19 protein-coding genes and 4 tRNA genes are annotated in these 17974 nt (G+C 60.4%); 10 read left to right on the top strand and 13 right to left on the bottom strand.

The window, feature by feature from the left end:
* Nucleotides 1-2 precede the first annotated feature (2 nt).
* The 4 genes from moeB to HDF10_RS16275 all read right to left on the bottom strand — a co-directional run bounded on the left by moeB (nucleotide 3) and on the right by HDF10_RS16275 (nucleotide 3043).
* Nucleotides 3-1226, bottom strand: a complete 1224-nt coding sequence (gene moeB, locus HDF10_RS16290; RefSeq protein WP_183815243.1) for a molybdopterin-synthase adenylyltransferase MoeB — start codon at nucleotides 1224-1226, stop codon at nucleotides 3-5.
* 91 nt (nucleotides 1227-1317) lie between these two features.
* A complete protein-coding gene (locus HDF10_RS16285) occupies nucleotides 1318-1605 on the bottom strand; it encodes a MoaD/ThiS family protein (RefSeq protein WP_183815241.1) in 288 nt (95 codons plus the stop codon).
* Nucleotides 1602-2102, bottom strand: a complete 501-nt coding sequence (locus tag HDF10_RS16280; protein ID WP_183815239.1) for a M67 family metallopeptidase — start codon at nucleotides 2100-2102, stop codon at nucleotides 1602-1604. Before HDF10_RS16280 ends, HDF10_RS16285 begins: the two co-directional genes overlap by 4 nt.
* A gap of 5 nt (nucleotides 2103-2107) precedes the next feature.
* Entirely contained in the window at nucleotides 2108-3043 is a 936-nt protein-coding gene (locus HDF10_RS16275; protein ID WP_183815237.1) for a PLP-dependent cysteine synthase family protein, read from the bottom strand.
* A gap of 113 nt (nucleotides 3044-3156) precedes the next feature.
* Between HDF10_RS16275 and HDF10_RS16270 the strand changes: the two genes are divergently transcribed.
* Complete coding sequence (locus HDF10_RS16270) at nucleotides 3157-3570, top strand: hypothetical protein (RefSeq protein ID WP_183815235.1); 414 nt, start codon at nucleotides 3157-3159, stop codon at nucleotides 3568-3570.
* 25 nt (nucleotides 3571-3595) lie between these two features.
* Here HDF10_RS16270 and rsmI read toward each other — a convergent pair whose 3' ends face one another.
* Nucleotides 3596-4486 carry a 16S rRNA (cytidine(1402)-2'-O)-methyltransferase gene (gene rsmI / locus HDF10_RS16265; RefSeq protein ID WP_183815233.1) on the bottom strand — a complete coding sequence of 297 codons (891 nt, stop codon included), beginning with the start codon at nucleotides 4484-4486 and terminating at the stop codon, nucleotides 3596-3598.
* The gene (locus HDF10_RS16260; protein ID WP_183815232.1) at nucleotides 4486-5592 is read right to left on the bottom strand and encodes a CBS domain-containing protein; all 1107 of its coding nucleotides are present in this window, start codon (nucleotides 5590-5592) and stop codon (nucleotides 4486-4488) included. Before HDF10_RS16260 ends, rsmI begins: the two co-directional genes overlap by 1 nt.
* A gap of 60 nt (nucleotides 5593-5652) precedes the next feature.
* Here HDF10_RS16260 and rsmD point away from each other — a divergent pair, with 60 nt between their 5' ends.
* Nucleotides 5653-6252, top strand: coding sequence for a 16S rRNA (guanine(966)-N(2))-methyltransferase RsmD (rsmD, locus tag HDF10_RS16255; protein ID WP_260177954.1), 600 nt, complete (start codon nucleotides 5653-5655; stop codon nucleotides 6250-6252).
* Here rsmD and HDF10_RS16250 read toward each other — a convergent pair.
* The 3 genes from HDF10_RS16250 to thiL form a co-directional block, all read right to left on the bottom strand.
* On the bottom strand, nucleotides 6194-6793 hold the full coding sequence (locus HDF10_RS16250; protein ID WP_183815754.1) for a hypothetical protein: 600 nt from the start codon (nucleotides 6791-6793) through the stop codon (nucleotides 6194-6196). The genes rsmD and HDF10_RS16250 overlap by 59 nt on opposite strands.
* A 202-nt stretch (nucleotides 6794-6995) precedes the next feature.
* Complete coding sequence (locus HDF10_RS16245; protein WP_183815223.1) at nucleotides 6996-8132, bottom strand: cystathionine gamma-lyase; 1137 nt, start codon at nucleotides 8130-8132, stop codon at nucleotides 6996-6998.
* Nucleotides 8133-8180: 48 nt separating this feature from the next.
* The gene (thiL, locus tag HDF10_RS16240; RefSeq protein WP_311732792.1) at nucleotides 8181-9266 is read right to left on the bottom strand and encodes a thiamine-phosphate kinase; all 1086 of its coding nucleotides are present in this window, start codon (nucleotides 9264-9266) and stop codon (nucleotides 8181-8183) included.
* A 223-nt stretch (nucleotides 9267-9489) separates the two neighbouring features.
* On the opposite strand from thiL, the gene HDF10_RS16235 reads away from it, so the two are divergent.
* Both HDF10_RS16235 and HDF10_RS16230 read left to right on the top strand, forming a co-directional pair.
* Nucleotides 9490-10509, top strand: a complete 1020-nt coding sequence (locus HDF10_RS16235) for a M23 family metallopeptidase (protein ID WP_260177974.1) — start codon at nucleotides 9490-9492, stop codon at nucleotides 10507-10509.
* A gap of 280 nt (nucleotides 10510-10789) precedes the next feature.
* Nucleotides 10790-12286, top strand: coding sequence for an HD-GYP domain-containing protein (locus tag HDF10_RS16230; protein WP_183815221.1), 1497 nt, complete (start codon nucleotides 10790-10792; stop codon nucleotides 12284-12286).
* An 86-nt stretch (nucleotides 12287-12372) separates the two neighbouring features.
* Here the strand turns inward: HDF10_RS16230 and HDF10_RS16225 are convergent, their stop codons facing one another.
* The 4 genes from HDF10_RS16225 to HDF10_RS16210 all read right to left on the bottom strand — a co-directional run bounded on the left by HDF10_RS16225 (nucleotide 12373) and on the right by HDF10_RS16210 (nucleotide 16380).
* On the bottom strand, nucleotides 12373-13692 hold the full coding sequence (locus HDF10_RS16225) for a PQQ-dependent sugar dehydrogenase (RefSeq protein WP_183815219.1): 1320 nt from the start codon (nucleotides 13690-13692) through the stop codon (nucleotides 12373-12375).
* Nucleotides 13685-14371 carry a histidine phosphatase family protein gene (locus HDF10_RS16220; RefSeq protein ID WP_183815217.1) on the bottom strand — a complete coding sequence of 229 codons (687 nt, stop codon included), beginning with the start codon at nucleotides 14369-14371 and terminating at the stop codon, nucleotides 13685-13687. The genes HDF10_RS16225 and HDF10_RS16220 overlap by 8 nt, the downstream gene beginning before the upstream one ends.
* Nucleotides 14372-14379: 8 nt before the next feature.
* Nucleotides 14380-15381: a hypothetical protein gene (locus HDF10_RS16215; protein ID WP_183815215.1), complete on the bottom strand. Its 1002-nt coding sequence runs from the start codon at nucleotides 15379-15381 to the stop codon at nucleotides 14380-14382.
* A 168-nt stretch (nucleotides 15382-15549) separates the two neighbouring features.
* Nucleotides 15550-16380, bottom strand: a complete 831-nt coding sequence (locus HDF10_RS16210) for a hypothetical protein (RefSeq protein WP_183815213.1) — start codon at nucleotides 16378-16380, stop codon at nucleotides 15550-15552.
* Between the two features lie 242 nt (nucleotides 16381-16622).
* On the opposite strand from HDF10_RS16210, the gene HDF10_RS16205 reads away from it, so the two are divergent.
* From HDF10_RS16205 to HDF10_RS16180, 6 genes are all read left to right on the top strand, one after another.
* Nucleotides 16623-16698: transfer RNA gene (locus tag HDF10_RS16205), tRNA-Thr, on the top strand.
* Between the two features lie 176 nt (nucleotides 16699-16874).
* Nucleotides 16875-16961, top strand: a tRNA-Tyr gene (locus HDF10_RS16200).
* A 271-nt stretch (nucleotides 16962-17232) separates the two neighbouring features.
* A tRNA-Thr gene (locus HDF10_RS16195) sits at nucleotides 17233-17307 on the top strand.
* A gap of 36 nt (nucleotides 17308-17343) precedes the next feature.
* Nucleotides 17344-17418 (top strand) — tRNA-Gly (locus HDF10_RS16190).
* Between the two features lie 43 nt (nucleotides 17419-17461).
* Nucleotides 17462-17782 carry a hypothetical protein gene (locus HDF10_RS16185; protein WP_311732790.1) on the top strand — a complete coding sequence of 107 codons (321 nt, stop codon included), beginning with the start codon at nucleotides 17462-17464 and terminating at the stop codon, nucleotides 17780-17782.
* Between the two features lie 101 nt (nucleotides 17783-17883).
* On the top strand, nucleotides 17884-17974 hold a 91-nt coding region (locus HDF10_RS16180; protein ID WP_183769003.1), incomplete at its 3' end, for a GTP-binding protein.

Below are 17974 nucleotides of genomic sequence, written 5' to 3'. Positions count from 1 at the left end.
GGTTAGTACTTGGGCAGGGAAGGATCGATCTTGTCTGCCCAGGCGAGGATGCCGCCAGTTAGGTTCGACACGTTGGTGAATCCAGCCTGCTTGAGGGCGAGGGCCGCTTTCTGGCTGCGTGCGCCGGACTTGCAATGGACGACGATCTCGCGGTCCTTCTTGTCGGCGAGTTCGGCAGTGCGAAGGGCGATCTCTCCGACCGGAATCAGCGGCGCGCCGAGGTTTACGATCTTGTACTCGTGCGGCTCGCGGACGTCGAGGACGAAGACGTCTTCCTTGGCGTCGAGCTTGCGCTTCAGCTCTTGTACAGAGATTTGCGGAATGCCGTCGACGACAGGGAGATCGCTGACTGCCTTGTCGCGCGCGATTTCGAGGGGGCCGACTTCGCTCGGCGGGGTGATGCCGCAGAACTGGTCGTAGTCGATGAGCTCGGTCACGGTGGGGTTTGGTCCGCAGACGGGGCACTCGGGATTTTTGCGCAGCTTGAGGGTGCGGAAGCTCATGCCGAGGGCGTCTACGAGGAGGAGACGACCGATGAGCGGGTCGCCGATGCCGAGGATCAGCTTGATGGTTTCGGTCGCCTGGATAACTCCGACGAGGCCGGGAAGAATGCCGAGGACGCCGCCCTCTGCGCAGGAGGGGACGAGGCCGGGCGGTGGTGGCTCGGGGTAGAGGCAGCGGTAGCAGGGGCCTTCCTTGGTGCCGAAGACGCTGGCCTGGCCCTCGAAGCGGAAGATGGAACCGTAGGCGTTGGGCTTACCCAGTAGAACGCAGGCGTCGTTGACGAGGTAGCGGGTCTGGAAGTTGTCGGTGCCGTCGGCGATGACGTCGTAGTCTTTAAGGATCTCGAGCGCGTTGGCGCTGGTGAGCATAGTGTTGTGCTTGATGACTTTGACGGTGGGGTTGAGGCCCTTGAGCATGATCTCGGCGGAGTCGACCTTGAGCTTGCCGACGGTCGCGGTGGAGTGGATGATCTGACGCTGCAGGTTGCTGGCGTCGACGGTGTCGAAGTCGACGAGGCCGATGGTGCCTACGCCCGCGGCTGCGAGATAGAGCGCGAGGGGCGCGCCAAGACCGCCGGTGCCGACGCAGAGGACCTTGGCGGCTTTCAGCTTCTGCTGCCCCTCCATTCCAACTTCGGGGAGGATGAGGTGCCGGGAGTAACGGGCGATCTCGTCATTGGAGAGCTTCGGGAGTTCTACGGTCTCTTCTAGGGCTGTTGGCATTGTCTTTTCCTCTGTCTCTCGTGGAGGGCGTCAAAAAATCTTCATCTCGTAAAACCGTCTTAGAACTTAGACGGTTACAAATAGGAAAATTTTAGAGTCGACAGCTTGTTCCGCCGGCGATGGAGGGAATGATCGTGAGTTCGTCTGTGTCGGCTGCCGGGGTCTCTTCCTTATTTGGAAGGTAGCGGATGTCGTCGTCGTTGAGGTAGACGTTGACGAACGAACGGAGCTTACCCTCCGGGGTGAAGAGGTGTGGCTTGAGTTCTGGGTATTGGACTGTCAGTTGTTGAAACACGCTGCTGACGGTTGTTCCCGCTACGCTGACGGTCTCGAGTCCGCCGGTGTAGGCTCGCAGCGGGGTAGGGATGTGAATGTTCATGCCTGACCTTTCTGGTTGGGTGCTGCTGCTTCGGCGACGTTGGCGGCGATGTCGATTTGAATGGCTTGGTCCTCGAAGTTTTTGTCGTCCTCTCCTGATCCGCTGAGCAGAAAGGAGTTGGTCAGGACAGCTTTGCCCTGTTCGACACTGGTGATGAGGTAGGAGCAGCCGAGCCAGTGGGCTTCGGCGAAGTCGGTCTTCGACCACTGGGCGGGATGGTCGGGATGCGAGTGGTAGAAGCCGACGATATCCAGGCCGAGGCCGCGCGCCTGCCGCTGGATCTTGACTAGCTCTTGCGGGGCGATCTGATAGCGGTTGTGCGCGGAGTCGGTGCGGGTGTTGCCGGCGCGGACGATCTGCTGGACGTGATTGACCGTGACGCCGTCGTCCTCGCCAGCGATGTTCTTTCCGAGTAGGACGCCGCAGCACTCGTTCGGATAGGTCTCTTCACCGTGGGCTCGCAGGGCTTCGTAGTCAGCGTAGTGGATGCGAAGCATCTGGGTTAGCCCTCCTGCCAGAAGCGTTCGCTCATGTATTTCTCAGCCGAGTCGCAGAGGATGGTGACGATGACTGCCTCGCGACCGGCGGTGGCTTCCTGCTCGGCAATCTGGAGAGAGGCCGCAACGGCGGCAGCAGAGGAGATTCCGACGAGCAGGCCCTGGTTGCGGGCCAGATTTTTTACCATCTCGTAGGCGGTTTCGGTGGGCATGTCGATGTTGGCGTCTGCGAGTGCGGGATCGTAGATGCGCGGGACGATTGCGGTTGCCATGTGCTTGAGGCCTTCGAGTCCGTTGAAGGGCGAGTCCGGCTGCATGGAGATGCATCGGATTGACGGGTTCAGCTCCTTGAGGCGGCGGGTGGTGCCCATAAAGGTGCCGCTGGTTCCGAGGCCCGCGACGAAGTGGGTCACCTGGCCCTCAGTCTGCTCCCAGATCTCGTTCGCGGTGGTGCGGTAGTGCGCCTTCCAGTTCTCGTCGTTGGAGTACTGGTCGGCGTAGTAGTACTTATCGGGTTCGGCTGCGGCCAGCTCTCGCGCTTTGCGGATTGCGCCGTCGGAGCCGTTGGCGGGATCGGTCCAGAGGACTTCTGCTCCGTACGCGGCGAGGTAGCGCTTGCGCTCGGGCGAGACGTTCGACGGCATGCAGAGCGTGACCCGAAAGCCCAACGCAGCGCCCAGCATGGCATACGCGATACCGGTGTTGCCGCTGGTGGCGTCGAGCAGGCCGCGACTGTCGCTGAGGAGGCCTCTGCGCTGTGCGTCGGCGACGATGGCAGAGGCTGCGCGATCTTTCACCGAGCCGCCGGGGTTCGCCCATTCGGCTTTGCCCAGAATCTGGACTCCGGGCAAATGGGCGCTGAGGCGCTCGAGCCTGACCAGCGGAGTGTGACCGACGCGTTCGACGATGCTGGTTCCAAACGGTTTGAGGGTGGCGATCATGCAGCTCCCATCTTTAAGATATTCATTTGACGCATTTGACGCGTTCCGGAGCGCTGCGATTGAAGGAGTTCCGCGAATGTGCGACAGTTAATCGAGTCTAACGTATTGCACTTATGGCGAAAAAGATCCCACAACGAAGCTTCAATGACGTTCTTGGTCTCCTTGGAGGCCAGAGATTCGATGTTGCCCCTGCTCAGGAGGGTGCAAAGCGAACGCCAAATGCTGTCCAGGTAAGGAAATACGGTTGTGCGGCTGAGATTGCCACGGCTCCGGACGGCACGGTCGAGATACTGGCTCGGCCAGGATGGCTGCTGAATGGCGAGATCGCGCGTGTGCTCGACCGGGGATATCAGAAGTTTCTCAAGACGAGCAAGCTGGAGATTCCGGCGTCGGCTGATCATCTGCGGTCGATCCATGAGTTCACCGAAGAGCTCAACGAAGCGATTGGTGCGACGATCCTTTATAACCAGGCGCTGGGGACGACCAGCAACGTGTATCACTATGATCGGGTCAAGGGGCGAGATTAGGGAATAGCCTGGGTGGTGACGAGGCTTAGCGTCGCCGGTTCTGCTCGCGCTGCAGCTCGCGATAGGCTTCGCTCTTGCCGATGCCGCGTTCGCGGGCGACTCGCTTCAGAGCGTCCATCTCGCTGATTCCTTCTGACTTCATTATTGCTGAGACCTCGGCGGCGAGGGTGGTTTTCTTGTCTTTCTTGTCGTCGGAGGTGCTCTCGATTGAGGTTGGCGCGAGCATCAGCACTATCTCTCCGCGGACGCTGGCGCGCGCGGCTAGTTGGGATCGCAGATCGGCGACTGTTCCTCGCAAAAACTCTTCATGCAGCTTGGTCAGTTCGCGTGCGATGACGATGTGCTGCTCTGGGCCGAAGACGGCGTCGATGTCGGCGAGGGTGTCGAGGATGCGGTGCGGGGCTTCGTAGAAGACGTGGGTTACCTCGCCTCGTATGAGGTCTTCGAGCGCTGTCTTGCGCTGGCCAGCCTTAGCGGGGAGGAAGCCGTGGAAGGTGAAGCGCTCGGTGGAGAGGCCGCTTGCGATCAGGCCGCTGACTGCGGCGTTTGCGCCTGGGATGGGGAAGACATCGACTCCGGCGTCGAGGGCAGCGGCGACGATCTGGCCGCCGGGATCGGCTATGCCGGGGGTTCCGGCGTCGCTGACGACTGCGATGCGGGCACCGGTCTTCAGCTCGGCGATGAGTTCTTCGGCGCGCGAGCCCTCATTGTGCATGTGATAGCTGACGGTGGGGGTGCGGATCTCGAAGTGGTTAAGGAGTTTTTGCGTTTGGCGTGTGTCTTCGCAGGCGATGCGGTCCGCTTGACGCAGGACTCGCAGCGCCCGGAGCGTGATGTCTTCGAGGTTGCCGATGGGGGTGGCTACGAGGTAGAGCCCCGGCGCCAGCGGCCGGTCGTCGTGGTCGTGGCTCGCCATTATTCCGGTTGCCGCAGCTTGCGGCGTTGGTTCAGCATGCCCATGGAGAGGGCTAGATTCTGCGGCGTGATGATGCCGACGATGCGGTCGCCTTCGAGGACGGGAACCATCTGCGCGCCCTGGCCGGCCATGATGCGGCGCAGCGTCTTGACGAGCGAGTCGTCGGGCTGTGCGGTCTGGAAGGAGCGCGTCATTACACCCTGCACGTAGCCGTTGCCGTCGCTTTGCAGGGCGTCGACGATGCTCTGCCGTGAGACGGCGCCGACGAGATTCGATCCACGCACGACGGGAAAGACATCCTGCAGGGTATGGACGGAGCGTTGGAGTGCGTCTTCGAGCGTGTCGGAGGCCGACAGCATGCTGAACTGGGTGAGCATTACATCGCGCATCCGCACTGCGTCGACGTCGGTTTGCAGGAGCAGGCCCTGATCTTCCATGTGCGCGCCGATCATGAGGAACGCGCCGATCATGACCAGCCACATGTTCGGGACGAGGAGGCCTGCTACGATGAGGGCGATGGCGATGAACTGGCCCAGACCTGCTGCGGCTCGTGAACTCTTCATGACGCCTTTGGTCTTGGCGAACTCGCCGCGAAAGACGCGGCCTCCATCGAGCGGCGAGGCTGGCAGCAGGTTCACGACGCCGAGCAGGATGTTCATCCAGACAGCGGCCCTCAGCAGGTGCAGGGGCGACATCCAAGGCCGCTCGAGGATGCTGACCTCGGGGGCGATCACGAGCGTCAGCGCGGCCAGCAGTAGGCCGAATCCGATGTTCGCCGTTGGCCCGATGACGGCCATGCGCTTTTGCATCTCCGGGGTGGAGGCCTTCTCGGTTGCTTCGGTGCTGGCGTAGCTCATCAGGCCGCCGACGGGCAGCAGGAGCACGCTGCGAACGTCGAGCTCGAACCAGGCTGCACCGATGGCGCGGGCTACTTCCCGAACGACGACAGCGAGCAGGAGGAGAAGCCAGAGAGCGAATCCTCGGCTCCCGGTGGCACCCGTCATGGAGGCGTAGCTGATCGACAACCCAAGGATAAGGAGGAAGAAGGTGTGAATGCGAACATCCACGCCGAGAAATCTGCCGATCGGAAAAGACCACCCACGCATGTCCCCAATTGTATGCGCTGCCGTTACCGGATTCGCTTGCTGGCGGCTTACCATGGAAAGATGCGCGTCATTGCAGGTACTTACCGATCTCGTCAGCTCGCCGCTCCGCGTGGTCTCGAAACTCGTCCGACCAGTGACCGCCTGAGGGAGACGCTCTTCAACATCCTTGCGCCGCGGCTGGAGGGTTGCCGGTTTGTCGATCTCTACGCTGGTACTGGCGCGGTGGGGATTGAGGCGATAAGCCGTGGCGCGGAGCACGTCTGGTTTGCGGAGAACGCTGAGCCGGCGCTTGCTTCGCTGCGACAGAATCTTGCCGCGTTGAAGATTGGTCGCGGATTCACACTGGAGGATCGCGGTGTGGGAGCGATGCTGCAACGGCTTGGCAAACTGCCGCAGCCGGTGGATATCGTCTATCTTGATCCGCCGTACGAGGCTGAGGACGAATACTCCGGCACGCTCAATTTTTTCGGAAGCGTGCGTGGTCGTGCGATTCTTGCCGCGGATGCTTTGGTGATCGCCGAACACGGGAGTAAGTCGAAGCTTGCTTCGCGCTATAGTGTGCTCGAACACACTCGTCTATTGAAGCAGGGCGATGCAGCGCTCAGCTTTTTTGTCGCTGCGGCGGCTGAGCGAACCCCCCGCCCTGATGATGACCGGTAAGCAGGTCTACTTCGAAGGCAACCTCGCGATCGGTCAGAAGGTTCCATCCCATGCCGTGCAGCGTGTTGCCTTCTATGCCGGTGATGCGAACGCCCTCCCAGCTGAGTCGCGCCGTCTCCCACGCTTGTCCGCTCGCACCCCAGGCGATCATCGAGTGAAAGCCGACGAATAACAGAAGTCCCTGCGCTACGAGAGGGCGTGCTTCGACCACCGGCTTCATCTCGATGTGCGTGCAGTACTCCGGTTGAGTGGTATCGACGAGGTACGCGTAGCCGCCGGCCAGCGCGCACATCTCCCGCGGATTGGGACAGGCAAAGACTCCGGTCGGCATCGTGGAGTCGGTGAAGCCCAGGGCGCACGTTGCGAGAAATGCTCCTCCATTGGCTGGACGAACCATCAGCTGCGACGCACCTCGGGCCAACGCGTCTTCTTCGCCTGCGATCTGCCTGGGATAGACAAACTGCCGCGCGGGCGCGATCAACGGCGCGGTCTTCAGGATCTCAGCGGTCCAGGTCTGAGCAAACACATCGCTACCTTGCATCACGTCCCGGCCCCCGAAAAATAAATATTAAAAAGTTGTCGTATTTTTCGAGTCCGAAAAAGTGAAGTCCAAAACACCACGTCAGCCACGCATCTCACCACAAATTCACCACGATTTACCATCCAAAAACACCCCGAAATTCGCAAAACCCCTGCAAAAACGCACTTTCACCACAGCCATATTTTTTCTCTCCAAAAAATCCTCACTGCACAGCGTCCAAGGCTTGGGTCATATCTTCGACGAGGTCCTCGATGGCCTCGCAGCCGGCGCTCATACGGATGAAGCCGTCAGGGATTGCGTCGCCGCCCCACTTCGCCCGGCGCTCCGCGGTTGTCGTTACGCCGCCGAAGCTGGTTGCTTCGGTGAGCAGGGCGGACTTGGAGAGAAATGTGTCGGCGGATCTTTTGTCTCGCAATACGAAGCTCAACACCGGGCCGAAGTAGCGCATCTGTCTCTTCGCGATCGCGTGGCCGGGATGCGACGGCAAGCCGGGGTAGAAGACGCTGGTTACTTCTTTTCTCGATGTGAGAAATTCGGCGATGCGTTGCGCGTTTTCGCAGGAGCGCTCGAGGCGCAGGGGAAGCGTTGCGATAGAACGAAGCGCGAGCCAGGCCTCCATTGGGCCGAGGGCGGCTCCGGTGAGGGTGCGCCATTGGTCGAGCTTTGCACGGAGCTCGAGGTCGCGTACCGCGACGTGGCCCAGCAGGAGATCACTGTGCCCGGTCATCGATTTCGTATCCGAGGCGACGGAAAAGTCTGCGCCTAGTGCGAGCGGAAGTTGGCCCAGCGGTGTGGGCGTGGTGTTGTCTACCGCGACCAGAGCGCCTGCACGATGCGCTGCTTCGCTGAGCAGGGCGATGTCGCAGATCTCCATGCCGGGATTGCTAGGCGACTCCAGCCAGAGCAGTCGCGCGCCCTCGAGTAGTTCAGCCTGCGCGTTTCCAGCGGTGGGCGCCATACGCAGCGTGATGCCCACGGGAGCGAAGTACTCCTGCAGCAGGGCGCGGGCAGTGTAGTAGGCGTTTGAAGGAAGAACGACGATGTCTCCGGGTCGCAGGACCGCTCCAAAGACCGCGGCACAGGCTGCCATGCCGGAGGCGAAGACCAGCGCGGTGGCCTGGTAGCTCTCGCCTGTAGCGAGTTGCCCGGACTCCATCTGACCGATGGCTCTTTCGAGTGCGGTCCAGGTTGGATTGTGTGAGCGTGCGTAGGTGTAGGGGGTGTCCGACGGGTCGCCCGGCGTGTGGTACGGGGCGGCGAATACTGGCCCAGCGTGCAGCGGCTCGCCGGGGACGGTATGGCTCAGTGTGGAACGGATGATCTTGGTGGAGTCGCGCATAGATTTTTGAGGTGCGGATTCGGATCGAACCGATTGATGGTAGCAGGCTCAGCGTGGTGGCTTTTTGGGCGTTCGGACGGGTCTGGAGAAGTGTTCCCAACCGCCGGGTTTCAACTCTATTCGGCTGCCGTCTGGAGCGAGCATAGTCATCAGGGGGTGACCGGTGCGTCGTGCTTTTAGGATGCCGATTCGAGTGAGTGGCACTCCTGCGAGGGAGGTTGGCATTCTGATTGAGGATGGCGCGCCGAATAGTAGCTCGTAGTCTTCGCCCCCGTGCAGCGCTGTGTGCAGGGCAGCCGGGGCATCCAGCTTTCCGGCGAGGGGATGGATCGGGAGTGCTTCCTGTTCGATCTCTGCATTCACTCCTGAGGCGCGGCAGAGGTGAGCCAGGTCGGTCGAGAGCCCGTCGCTGATATCGAGGCAGGCTGTGGCGAGTCCACGACGCTGGAGGGCTTCGCCTACGTCCAGACGTGGCTCGGGAAACATGTGGGGATGATCTTCGGTGGTCTTATTGGTGGGGGGCCGTCGTCTTCGCTTCAGCATGATGGCCAACTCTGCAGCGGCGCCGCCGAGTTGGCCCGTTACGTAGAGTGCGTCTCCGGGTGAGGCTCCAGAACGGCGCAGCGCCTTGCCCTTTGGCGCAGAGCCGATCAGAACGATGTCGGCGAGGATCAGGGCACTTCTGCCGCCGGGGGACTCTGAGGTGTCCCCTCCTGCGAGGGGAACGCTGTGCAGCTCGGCGAGCGCACGCAGACCGTTGAAGAAGCCCTTGGTCCAAGCGCGGCCGGCGGATTTGGTGAGCATGGTGGAGGGAAGCGCGAGGGAGAGGAAGGCCGCGAGTGGGGTCGCGCCCATAGCGGCGAGATCGCTCAGTCCGCGAGCGAGGCATCGATGGCCTATCGACTCCGGCGGATGGGAGTCGCGGCGGAAGTGTCGGCCCTCGAGGGTAAAGTCCGTGGTCACCAGTACTTCGCATCCGGGGGGAGGGCGCAGGATCGCGCAATCGTCGCCGATGCCGAGCTTGACCGCGCTGTTACTGGTGGCGAAGTCGTGGCGGATCTGCTCGATCAGGTCCAGCTCTCCGAGAGGTGTGGATGGTTTTTTCATGCTGATGGCAGCATAAACGGAAAGCACAATGTGACTCTTTTGTGGTAGTTACAGGGGGAAGATCTGGTCTATGCTCGTTTGCACGGCGGGTAACTGCTTTGGTACCCTCTTAGAGGACGCTCAAGAGAGATCTGCAATCAGGAATGGCGATTGATGAATTCGATTTGCCTGGTGTGATTTTTTGATTGTAATTTCTTCGAGCCGCGGTTTCGCTTCGCGGTCAAATCTGGGCCAGGGATTCCGATTGAAGCTGAAAAAACGTCACTACATCATGCTGGTCAGCCGCGATGAAGAGGGCAACCTAAGTAAGGTGCCGGTTCCTCTGCACTACGCGTATATCTTTGTGGCCGCAGCGATCATCGGCATGTTTACGATCACCGGATTGGCTGGGTCCTACTCCCGGATGCTGATCAAGACTGCCCGGTTCAACCAGCTGCGGCAGGACCACAACTCGCTCCAGAAGGACTATGCGCACCTCGAGAAGGCAGCGCATGAAAAAGATATTCAGGCGGCTTCGTTGGGCTCTCTGGCGAGCGAGGTTTCGGTTCTGTACGGTCTGACGGCGAGCAAGCTGGCATCGCCCATGGGCAAGCTCACCAGCAAGCCTCACGGCAAGTCGTCGGGAGTGGCGGAGGCAATTGCCAAGATGCCATTGACCGATGGCACGGATTCTTCGGATAACTCGGAGCAGGCTTACTACAAGTCGATCGATGCGTTTTATTCGCTTCGTAGCTCGGCGATGAGCGGCACGGCGACCCGGGCCATCTCGAGTCTCAATGGTCCGGGATACGTCTCTACCGATCTGCTGGGAGTCGGCAGTCTTGAGGTTGCGTCGTATGTCCCGACGCTCTGGCCGATCATGGGGCCGATCACCAGCAGCTTTGGCCAGCGCGAGGACCCGGTGCTGGGGAACGGCGAAGGCGAGTTCCATACGGGTATCGACATCGGCGCCCCGAATGGTATACCGATCCGTGCGACCGGAGACGGCATCGTCATGCAGGCAGAGATGTCCAACGGCTACGGGCGCGAGGTCGTGATCGACCATGGGCATGGGGTGGAGACGGTCTATGGGCATATGTCGGGCTTCGCCTGCATCGCGGGGCAGACGGTGGTGCGCGGCCAGGTAATTGGCTACGTCGGCCACAGCGGACGCACGACCGGCTCGCATCTGCACTACGAGGTTCGCATCAGGAGTACGCCGGTGAATCCGCACAAATATCTGCGGACGACGCTGGCGGACCTGGGTACGGAGATAGCGAAGGGCCAGTAGTTTCGAGCGATTTCAAGGAACGGCAGAGCTGATGCAGGTTGTCGGCTCTGCCTTTTTTTGCGCTTCTGAAACGGACGAGATGAATGGGCATTCAAAGGTCCATTCCCTTAACGGGAGAACGCCTGGGTTCAATCCTGTTGTGCACCATTTGGGTAATACCCACCCTGGTTTGCCGCCGATATATTCACCATGAACATTGAAGTCCTGCAATAGATCGCGTCTGTCAGCCCTGGAAAAAGATCTTAATTCCATTCTGGCTTCACGAGAGAACGAGACATACATGGCGCAGACCTCAGCGGCTTTTCGACGTAATGTGCAGGGCTTTGACGGATCCATCTCCCTGTCGGATATTATTTCGGCGCTCTCCTATGCGCTTGACCTGACCGAGGGCGCGGTACATGGCCATGCGCTTCGCAGCTGCCTGCTGGGCATGCGCATCGCCGAAGAGGTAAAGCTTCCCTCGGACCAGACCAGCAGCCTCTACTTTGCACTGCTTCTGAAAGATATCGGTTGCAGCCGCAGCGCCAGCCGCATGAGCCAGATTCTTGCCGGAGACGATCGCGCGGCGAGGGCCGCGGTGAATCTTGAAGACTGGAGCAGACCGCACAAGCCGAGTCTATCGACCCTGAAGCTTCTTTGGAGTCAGGTTCTTCCCGACGCGGGTCGCGTTGTCCGGGCCGCCAGATCCTTCAAGAACGGAATCACGCGTTACCAGAGTCTCGAGAAACTGTCACCTCGCTACGACCGGGGAGCCAGCATCTTGAACGAACTCGGCATGGGTCCTATTGCTGCCGAGGCTGTCCGCAGTGTGGACGAACGATGGGACGGAAGCGGCTATCCGGACAGCCTGAAGGGAGAGCAGATTCCCCTGTTGGCTCGCATCTGCGCTATTGCGCAGCATTTGGATCTTGTCTCTGCCGCAGCCGGGACACAGAGTGCGATCGATACCCTGGATGAGCGTAGCGGCACCTGGTTCGATCCGCAGCTGGTCCGCATCGCACGATCGCTGCATCGCCGCGGGGCGCTCTGGAATAACTGCTCCCCCGCGGATGCAGAGCAGGATACGCGGCAGGCCGTTCTCGACCTCGACTCGGGCAGGCGGCACCAGTTGGAGTCCAGCCAGATCGATCGCATCTGCGAGGCGTTTGCGGATGTGGTGGATGCGAAGTCCCACTTCACCTTTCGCCACTCTCAGGGAGTTGCGGACGCTGCGTTCGGCATTGCGCAGGCGATGGGACTTGCTGCAGACCGCGCACAATTGGTTCGCAGGGCGGCTTTACTGCATGACATCGGCAAACTGGGCGTCGCCAATGCGATTCTCGACAAAAAGAGCCAGCTAAGCGCCGAAGAATGGAAGGCAGTGTACGAGCATCCGCGAATTACACGACGGATTCTGGAGCGGGTTGCACCCTTCTGCGAGATGGCGGTCATTGCAGGTGAGCATCATGAAAAGCTCGACGGCTCGGGCTATCCCGATCATCTGAAAGGGCCGGATCTCTCGGTTGAGTCTCGCATCGTTGCTGTTGCCGACGTGTACGCGGCGCTCTCGGAGGATCGTCCCTATCGAGCGGGTATCGAGCTCGACGAGACACTGTCGATCATGTCGAAGCTCATTCCTGTTCAGCTCGATGCAGACTGCTTCGAAGCGCTGGTTTCGGTGGTTTCGAGCAGGCGGGAAATTGCTTCTGTCCAGTCGCCCCAGGTTGCGAACGCGACGCTGGGTTATCCCTTCAAAAACAGGGGCTTCAAAAATGCAGCTTTTGAAAGTGCTCTCTGACACAACAGCTCAGAGATGCCTACAAAACAAGAACGGCCGAAGATCTCGGCCGTTCTTTTATTTTGCGGCTCTATGTCGAGACGGTTTTATTTGCCGGTGTAGCTGACGTGCCAGATGGTCTTCGAGCCATCGTCGGTTACGAAGAGGGAACCGTCCTTCGCCTCGGTGACCCCGACGGGCCGGCCCCAGACCTTGCCATCCGAGGTGACGAATCCGGTCAGGAAGTCTTCGTACTCTCCGGTCGCGTGGCCGTCGTGCATGGGGATGCGGATGACCTCGTAGCCGGAGCGGTGGGCGCGGTTCCAGGAGCCGTGCTCGGCTGCGAAGCCGTCGCCGTCATAGGCGGAGGGAAACTGCTTGCCGGTGTAGAAGACCATCTCGAGAGAGGCGAAGTGCGGCTGCAGGATGACGTCGGGCGTGATGACCTTGTCCTTCAGCTCCGGGTGCGTGCCCACGAGGCGCGGGTCCTGATGGCCGCCCATGTAGTACCAGGGCCACCCGTAGAAGCCGTCTTCCTTGACGCTGGTGATGTAGTCGGGAACGAGGTTGTCGCCGAGGCGGTCCCGCTCGTTGGTGGAGCACCAGAGCTGGCCGGTGGTTGGGTTAATAGCCTCGCCGACGCAGTTGCGAAGACCGCTGGCATAGACCTTGATGAACTTTCCTTCCGGGGTGAACTCAAGTACGTCGGCGCGATGAAACTCATTGGGATGAGTGTCAGGATCGTCCGCGTTGGAGGCGGAGCCAACCGAGACGAGCATCTTGGTGCCGTCGGGAGAGAAGACGATGTCGCGGGTCCAGTGTCCGCCGCCCCGGAGCTGGGCGAAGCCGGGGAGCTGGGCGACGATGGTCTCAGGCTTTCCGGTTGCAACCAGGTCGCCGGACTTGTAGGGGAAGCGGACCACCGTCTTGGTGTTGCCGACGTAGACCCACTTGGGGTTGGGGCCGCTGGGATAGAAGGCGATGCCGAAAGGAAGATCGAGGCCGGAGGCGAAGGTGGAGACGGTCGCTGCCTTGCCGTCAGGGCCCACGCCGCGCAGGACCATGATCTTGTCGTCGTGGGAGTCGGCGAGGAAGATATCGCCGTTGGGAGCGGTTCGCATCAGCCGAGGCTCTTTAAATCCCTGCGCGTACATCTCCACCTTGAAGCCGGCGGGCGCGATGGGCCATGCACCCTCGGGCCGGGGGACGACGCTGGGGCCGTTGTCGACGGACTCGTCCGGCTTGGGCTCGGGCAGGTCGGCCAGTGTGATCTTGCGGCGGACGCCGGGGTGCTCCTGCGTGTAGTCGGTGAAGGCGGACGGCCCGGTGATGACGGTGCCGGACTGTGCGAACACAGAAGCCGGCAGCGCAGAGACCAGGGACGCCAGAGCCAGGACTCGAAGGACGGAAGGAGTAGAGCTATTCATGAGACGTTTCTCCTTGGAGCGTGAAAGCGGTTAGATGCTGCTGCCCGACCATTCGGAGTTGACCGTTGGCCACTTCGAGCTCGACTACCTCGAGGTTCTCGATGAAGTTGCCGAAGTGGAAGCGCCGAAAGTTTGACATCAGCTGCCGATCGGTTGCATGGGGGAAGAGTAAGAGAAGGCGGATGGCCTGCATGAAGAGGCCGTGAGTGAAGACGGCGATGCATCCCTCTGATTTCAATTGGGCGAGCCGTTTGAGGGCGTCGCGGGCGCGGCTGAGGAAGCCACTGAACGACTCGGCTCCGGGGCCATCGGAGTAGGAGGGGTCGTCTCGCTCCCAGAACTCCAGAATGTGCGGCATCTGCTGCTCTTCGCTGGTACGGTTGCGTCGCGCAGGGTTTAGATAATGGAACTCCTGAATCGGCCACTCTTCAGACGTCACCTCGGGGTAGCGCTGTCGAAGCGGAACCGAGGTCTGCTGGGCGCGGAGATAGGGTGAGAGGAGAAACAGTGTCGGTTCGCAGGGGAAGCTGTCGGCGAAGGCCTTTGCCTGGGCCTGGCCGAGCTCCGTCAGGGGATTGGTGATGTGGTCGGGTGGGATGCCGCCTGCATTCGCGACGCTCTGGCCGTGGCGAATGAGCAGAATCGTGGTTGGCTGCTGCACGTCAGTCGTCTCTGTCATCTTGGTCGTTATGGCTGAAGATCGGGGTTGGGCGCTGCGAGTTGTTTGACGAGTTCAAGCGAGATGTTCGCCGTCAAGACAGCGCGATCTTTGTGTTGTTCGATCTTCGTGGAGTCGGTCAGCTCGCGAAATGCCGCATCGGTGGCGGGGTGAGGCTGCATCTGCGCCTGTGCCTGCTGCACGGTCTTCATGAGCGAGAGCAGCGAGGTGAGAGTCTCGGTGGCACGGGCCGCGTCGGCGTCGTTCGGAGCAATCTGCTCGATGCGCAGATGCAGGGTTCCGAGATAGCGCAGGCTGGCGACGAAGGTCGTGTCCTCCGACATGGGTAGTTGCAGGCCGAAGATGCTAATTGTGCCGCGCTCGGAGAAGGGGAGGCCGATGTGGCCGATGCCCCACGCGCTTGAAAATGCGGGCACGTCGCGGTAGCGTGCCGACAAGAGCGACGAGCCTGAAAACGGCGACGCAGCGGCGCGATGGCGATCGAGGATGGAGTGAATCTGCTCGGCCGTCGGCATGTTGGAAGCGGCGATGGTGTCGTAACCAAGCTGCGTGATGCGCAAAGGTCGCGTGTTGCTCTCGTCGCCTACGCGGATGGTGAAGATGTCGTGGTCGGCGTAGGTCTCCTTCGCCGTAGCGATCGAGGCGAGATAGTGTGCCAGGCGCTCTCCATCAAAACGGCCTTCGAAGACCTCGGAGTATCCGACCGGGCCGTTCGGGCCGTTGGGGTCATCCATACGGTGCAGGGCGAAGGCTACTGAGTCGAGATCGCGCTCGGGGACGATGCCTGTGGCGTCGATGAACTGCTGATACTCAGGGGTGCGATTTACCGGCGAGCGATCGAAGTGGGTCGCAGCCCGCAGCGGCTTCAGGTTGGCATAGACGATCGCGTCGGACTCAGGAAGCAGGCGCGCGACCTCTGGCGGAGCGGCCTTTCGCAGCACCAGGGCTACGACCAGCGCAGCCATCAACGACAGCATCAGCAACAGAGAGTAGCGTGTGCGCTTATGCATCAGGGACATGGCCGGTTGGGCAAAGTGTCAGCATGGTCAGTACGATTCACGAACTGCAGCGCCTCAAGCAATAAGCATAGCCCATCTTGGGGCGTGGGCTTCGGTGGTGGCTCCTTGCCGCGTGGGATTGAAGAGGAGTTGTGAGGTTATTGAAAAGTTATTCCACGTTTATTCCACGATGGCGAAGGTGTAGATCTTTCCGCCGTTGGTGACGTTGCCTGTGCCGGGTGGCAGAATGCCGAACTCGCCGCCTGCGACGCTGTCTCCCACGGTGAACTCGTAGGTGCGCGGAGCGGTTCGCACCGGCTTGAAGGGTACCTCGTCGCGATCTGCCCCGCCGCTTGAGTGGAAGACTCCGCCGGTGAGGATGCGGAACTCACGGTTGCTGGAGTTGAGGCGAAAGCGAACGAAGGTGTACTCGCTGGCTGAGACTCCCTCTGGCGTGTAGAGCAGAACTTCGATCGGGCGCTTGAGCGCGAGTGCGGATTCGCGGCCATTGACGCGGCCGTTGCGATCCTGCTTGATGATGCCGTTGGTCACGGTTGATTTGATGAATCCGCCTGACTTGATGTGGACGATCTCAGGGTCGATCGCGGTCCACTTTCCTGAGCGATCCTTGTAGTAGACGCCGATCTCGTTGACGTCGGAGAGGACGATGGGTCGTTCCGTCTCCGGCACGTTGGTGAGTTGCCGGCGACTCTTGTTCATCATGGCGGCGATGACGCGGTCCGAGAGCCCTGCTGTTTTGAGGGTCACGAGGGAGTCAGCGTCTGTGTTGTACTTTCCGGGCTGAGTGTTGATGGTTTGAACGATCAGCTCGTCTCCTAGGCCGGCCTTGACCATTTTGACCACCGAATCGTTGTTCATGACGGCGGACTTTGGCGAGGTTGTCTGGGAGGCTGTTTGGGGACCCTCGATCAATTGGGGGGCATCGCCTGTGCTCTGCGCCACTACCGGCAACGTGCTGAACAGAAGAGAGAGAAGAAGCAGAAAGCGCATGAATTTGATCGACCTGGGTTCCGGAATTTCCAACAGGCTGAAACTGAAAATGCTGGCCTAGCCTAGCACGGAGGCGAACTTTGGACGCATTCGGCGACGGCTCGGTAAGCGGAGGAGATCCGCAGGCTGTAACCCATTGCTCCCATGTGTCCGCTATGCTAAAGTTAGGTCTGCGGCGCACTCTGCGCGGGCACTGCTGCGCGTTGGGCGGCTGAGCTTACAGAGGGCAAATTGCTGTTTGGGCTGGCGTAGCTCAGCTGGTAGAGCATCTGATTTGTAATCAGAGGGTCGGGGGTTCAAGTCCCTTCGCCAGCTCCAGTTTCAAGCAGCGGGAAAAGAAAGACGGATTTGGTTGTACTGCTTGCCGTTCTGGCTTTGCAGGCCTCCTCTTCATTCTTCAAGGGTGAGTACGCGCCCGATTCGCGGTTTAGAATCGAGGTGCGAACTTGAGAGATTGAGATGAGGGCTGCGCGCTGGAGTTCAAAGCAGGATGTGCACAGGTGGCCGAGTGGTTAATGGCAGCAGACTGTAAATCTGCCACTCTTCGAGTTACGGAGGTTCGAATCCTCCCCTGTGCACCATAATTTTGTACTGCGGTTGTGGAAGGTTGCTGTAACTGGTGAGTGTTGTGGATCTGAGTCCGGCAAGCAGCGGAAGAATGTGGATTGCGCTGGCTGTGCTGGGGTTGTTGGCGATAGCGGTCTGGCAGACAATGGAGCCGGGCAAGTATCAACAGCTGACCTGGATCCTGTTAGGTTTTTTTGCCTTTCGTGTCATACTCGGACGGCTGCGTTCGCGGTAAGATTGTTTGGTAAAGAGTTTTAGCAGATTGTTTTGCGTGTTTTGTACAACGCTGGCGTAGCTCAGTGGTAGAGCACTCCCTTGGTAAGGGAGAGGTCGAGAGTTCAAGCCTCTCCGTCAGCTCCAGATTTTTGAAGTAAAGGGTTCGGTCCCTGCAGGCAAGCGGGAGTAACTCAGTGGTAGAGTCACAGCCTTCCAAGCTGTTGGTCGCGGGTCCGATTCCCGTCTCCCGCTCCAAAGATTGATAGACGCGGTCAGGCAACAGGGATCGCAGGAGAGTGTGTTGAGCAGTCTGTATCAGCAACCCGTACTAACCGTCTCCGATCCGGAGACCTTCAACGCAGTGAAGGCAGCAGTGGAAGCCTCCTTCTCTTCCGGTCGCGTCGCGGACTTCCTGAAGTCACTGGAGCGGTCGAAGCTGCGCATACGCGACTTCGAGACGATTCTGGGCAAGGGAAACCTGGGAGCGGCCACGCAGGCCGAGTACAACAAGCTGGGCAACTCCGACCAGGGCCAGATTCGCGAACTGTATCTCGCCAGCCTGGAGCAAGTCGCCCCGGAGCTGCGAGAGAAGTTCTTCAAGTTGTACGCGTACTACTGAGACAAACCCGCCCGGTTCTCAAGTTTAGTTTTTCGCTTTCGTTTGAAGTATTCACCTGAACCCCGGTGCACGCGCCGGCTAACACGAGGAGACGAGCAGTCATGGGCAAGGAAAAGTTTGACCGGTCAAAGCCGCACGTAAACATCGGGACGATCGGGCACATCGATCATGGCAAGACGACGCTGACGGCGG

Source organism: Tunturiibacter empetritectus, assembly GCF_014201375.1.
GTDB lineage: Bacteria > Acidobacteriota > Terriglobia > Terriglobales > Acidobacteriaceae > Edaphobacter > Edaphobacter lichenicola_D.
Note: the sequence above shows the minus strand (reverse complement) of the source record. Positions and strands in the feature narration are given on the sequence as shown.

What these genes read in the sequence shown, in the direction of transcription:
- moeB (WP_183815243.1), bottom strand. Translation starts at nt 1,226, where the DNA reads ATGCCAACAGCCCTAGAAGAGACCGTAGAACTCCCGAAGCTCTCCAAT.
- HDF10_RS16285 (WP_183815241.1), bottom strand. Translation starts at nt 1,605, where the DNA reads ATGAACATTCACATCCCTACCCCGCTGCGAGCCTACACCGGCGGACTC.
- HDF10_RS16280 (WP_183815239.1), bottom strand. Translation starts at nt 2,102, where the DNA reads ATGCTTCGCATCCACTACGCTGACTACGAAGCCCTGCGAGCCCACGGT.
- HDF10_RS16275 (WP_183815237.1), bottom strand. Translation starts at nt 3,043, where the DNA reads ATGATCGCCACCCTCAAACCGTTTGGAACCAGCATCGTCGAACGCGTC.
- HDF10_RS16270 (WP_183815235.1), top strand. Translation starts at nt 3,157, where the DNA reads ATGGCGAAAAAGATCCCACAACGAAGCTTCAATGACGTTCTTGGTCTC.
- rsmI (WP_183815233.1), bottom strand. Translation starts at nt 4,486, where the DNA reads ATGGCGAGCCACGACCACGACGACCGGCCGCTGGCGCCGGGGCTCTAC.
- HDF10_RS16260 (WP_183815232.1), bottom strand. Translation starts at nt 5,592, where the DNA reads ATGCGTGGGTGGTCTTTTCCGATCGGCAGATTTCTCGGCGTGGATGTT.
- rsmD (WP_260177954.1), top strand. Translation starts at nt 5,653, where the DNA reads ATGCGCGTCATTGCAGGTACTTACCGATCTCGTCAGCTCGCCGCTCCG.
- HDF10_RS16250 (WP_183815754.1), bottom strand. Translation starts at nt 6,793, where the DNA reads ATGCAAGGTAGCGATGTGTTTGCTCAGACCTGGACCGCTGAGATCCTG.
- HDF10_RS16245 (WP_183815223.1), bottom strand. Translation starts at nt 8,132, where the DNA reads ATGCGCGACTCCACCAAGATCATCCGTTCCACACTGAGCCATACCGTC.
- HDF10_RS16230 (WP_183815221.1), top strand. Translation starts at nt 10,790, where the DNA reads ATGGCGCAGACCTCAGCGGCTTTTCGACGTAATGTGCAGGGCTTTGAC.
- HDF10_RS16225 (WP_183815219.1), bottom strand. Translation starts at nt 13,692, where the DNA reads ATGAATAGCTCTACTCCTTCCGTCCTTCGAGTCCTGGCTCTGGCGTCC.
- HDF10_RS16220 (WP_183815217.1), bottom strand. Translation starts at nt 14,371, where the DNA reads ATGACAGAGACGACTGACGTGCAGCAGCCAACCACGATTCTGCTCATT.
- HDF10_RS16215 (WP_183815215.1), bottom strand. Translation starts at nt 15,381, where the DNA reads ATGCATAAGCGCACACGCTACTCTCTGTTGCTGATGCTGTCGTTGATG.
- HDF10_RS16210 (WP_183815213.1), bottom strand. Translation starts at nt 16,380, where the DNA reads ATGCGCTTTCTGCTTCTTCTCTCTCTTCTGTTCAGCACGTTGCCGGTA.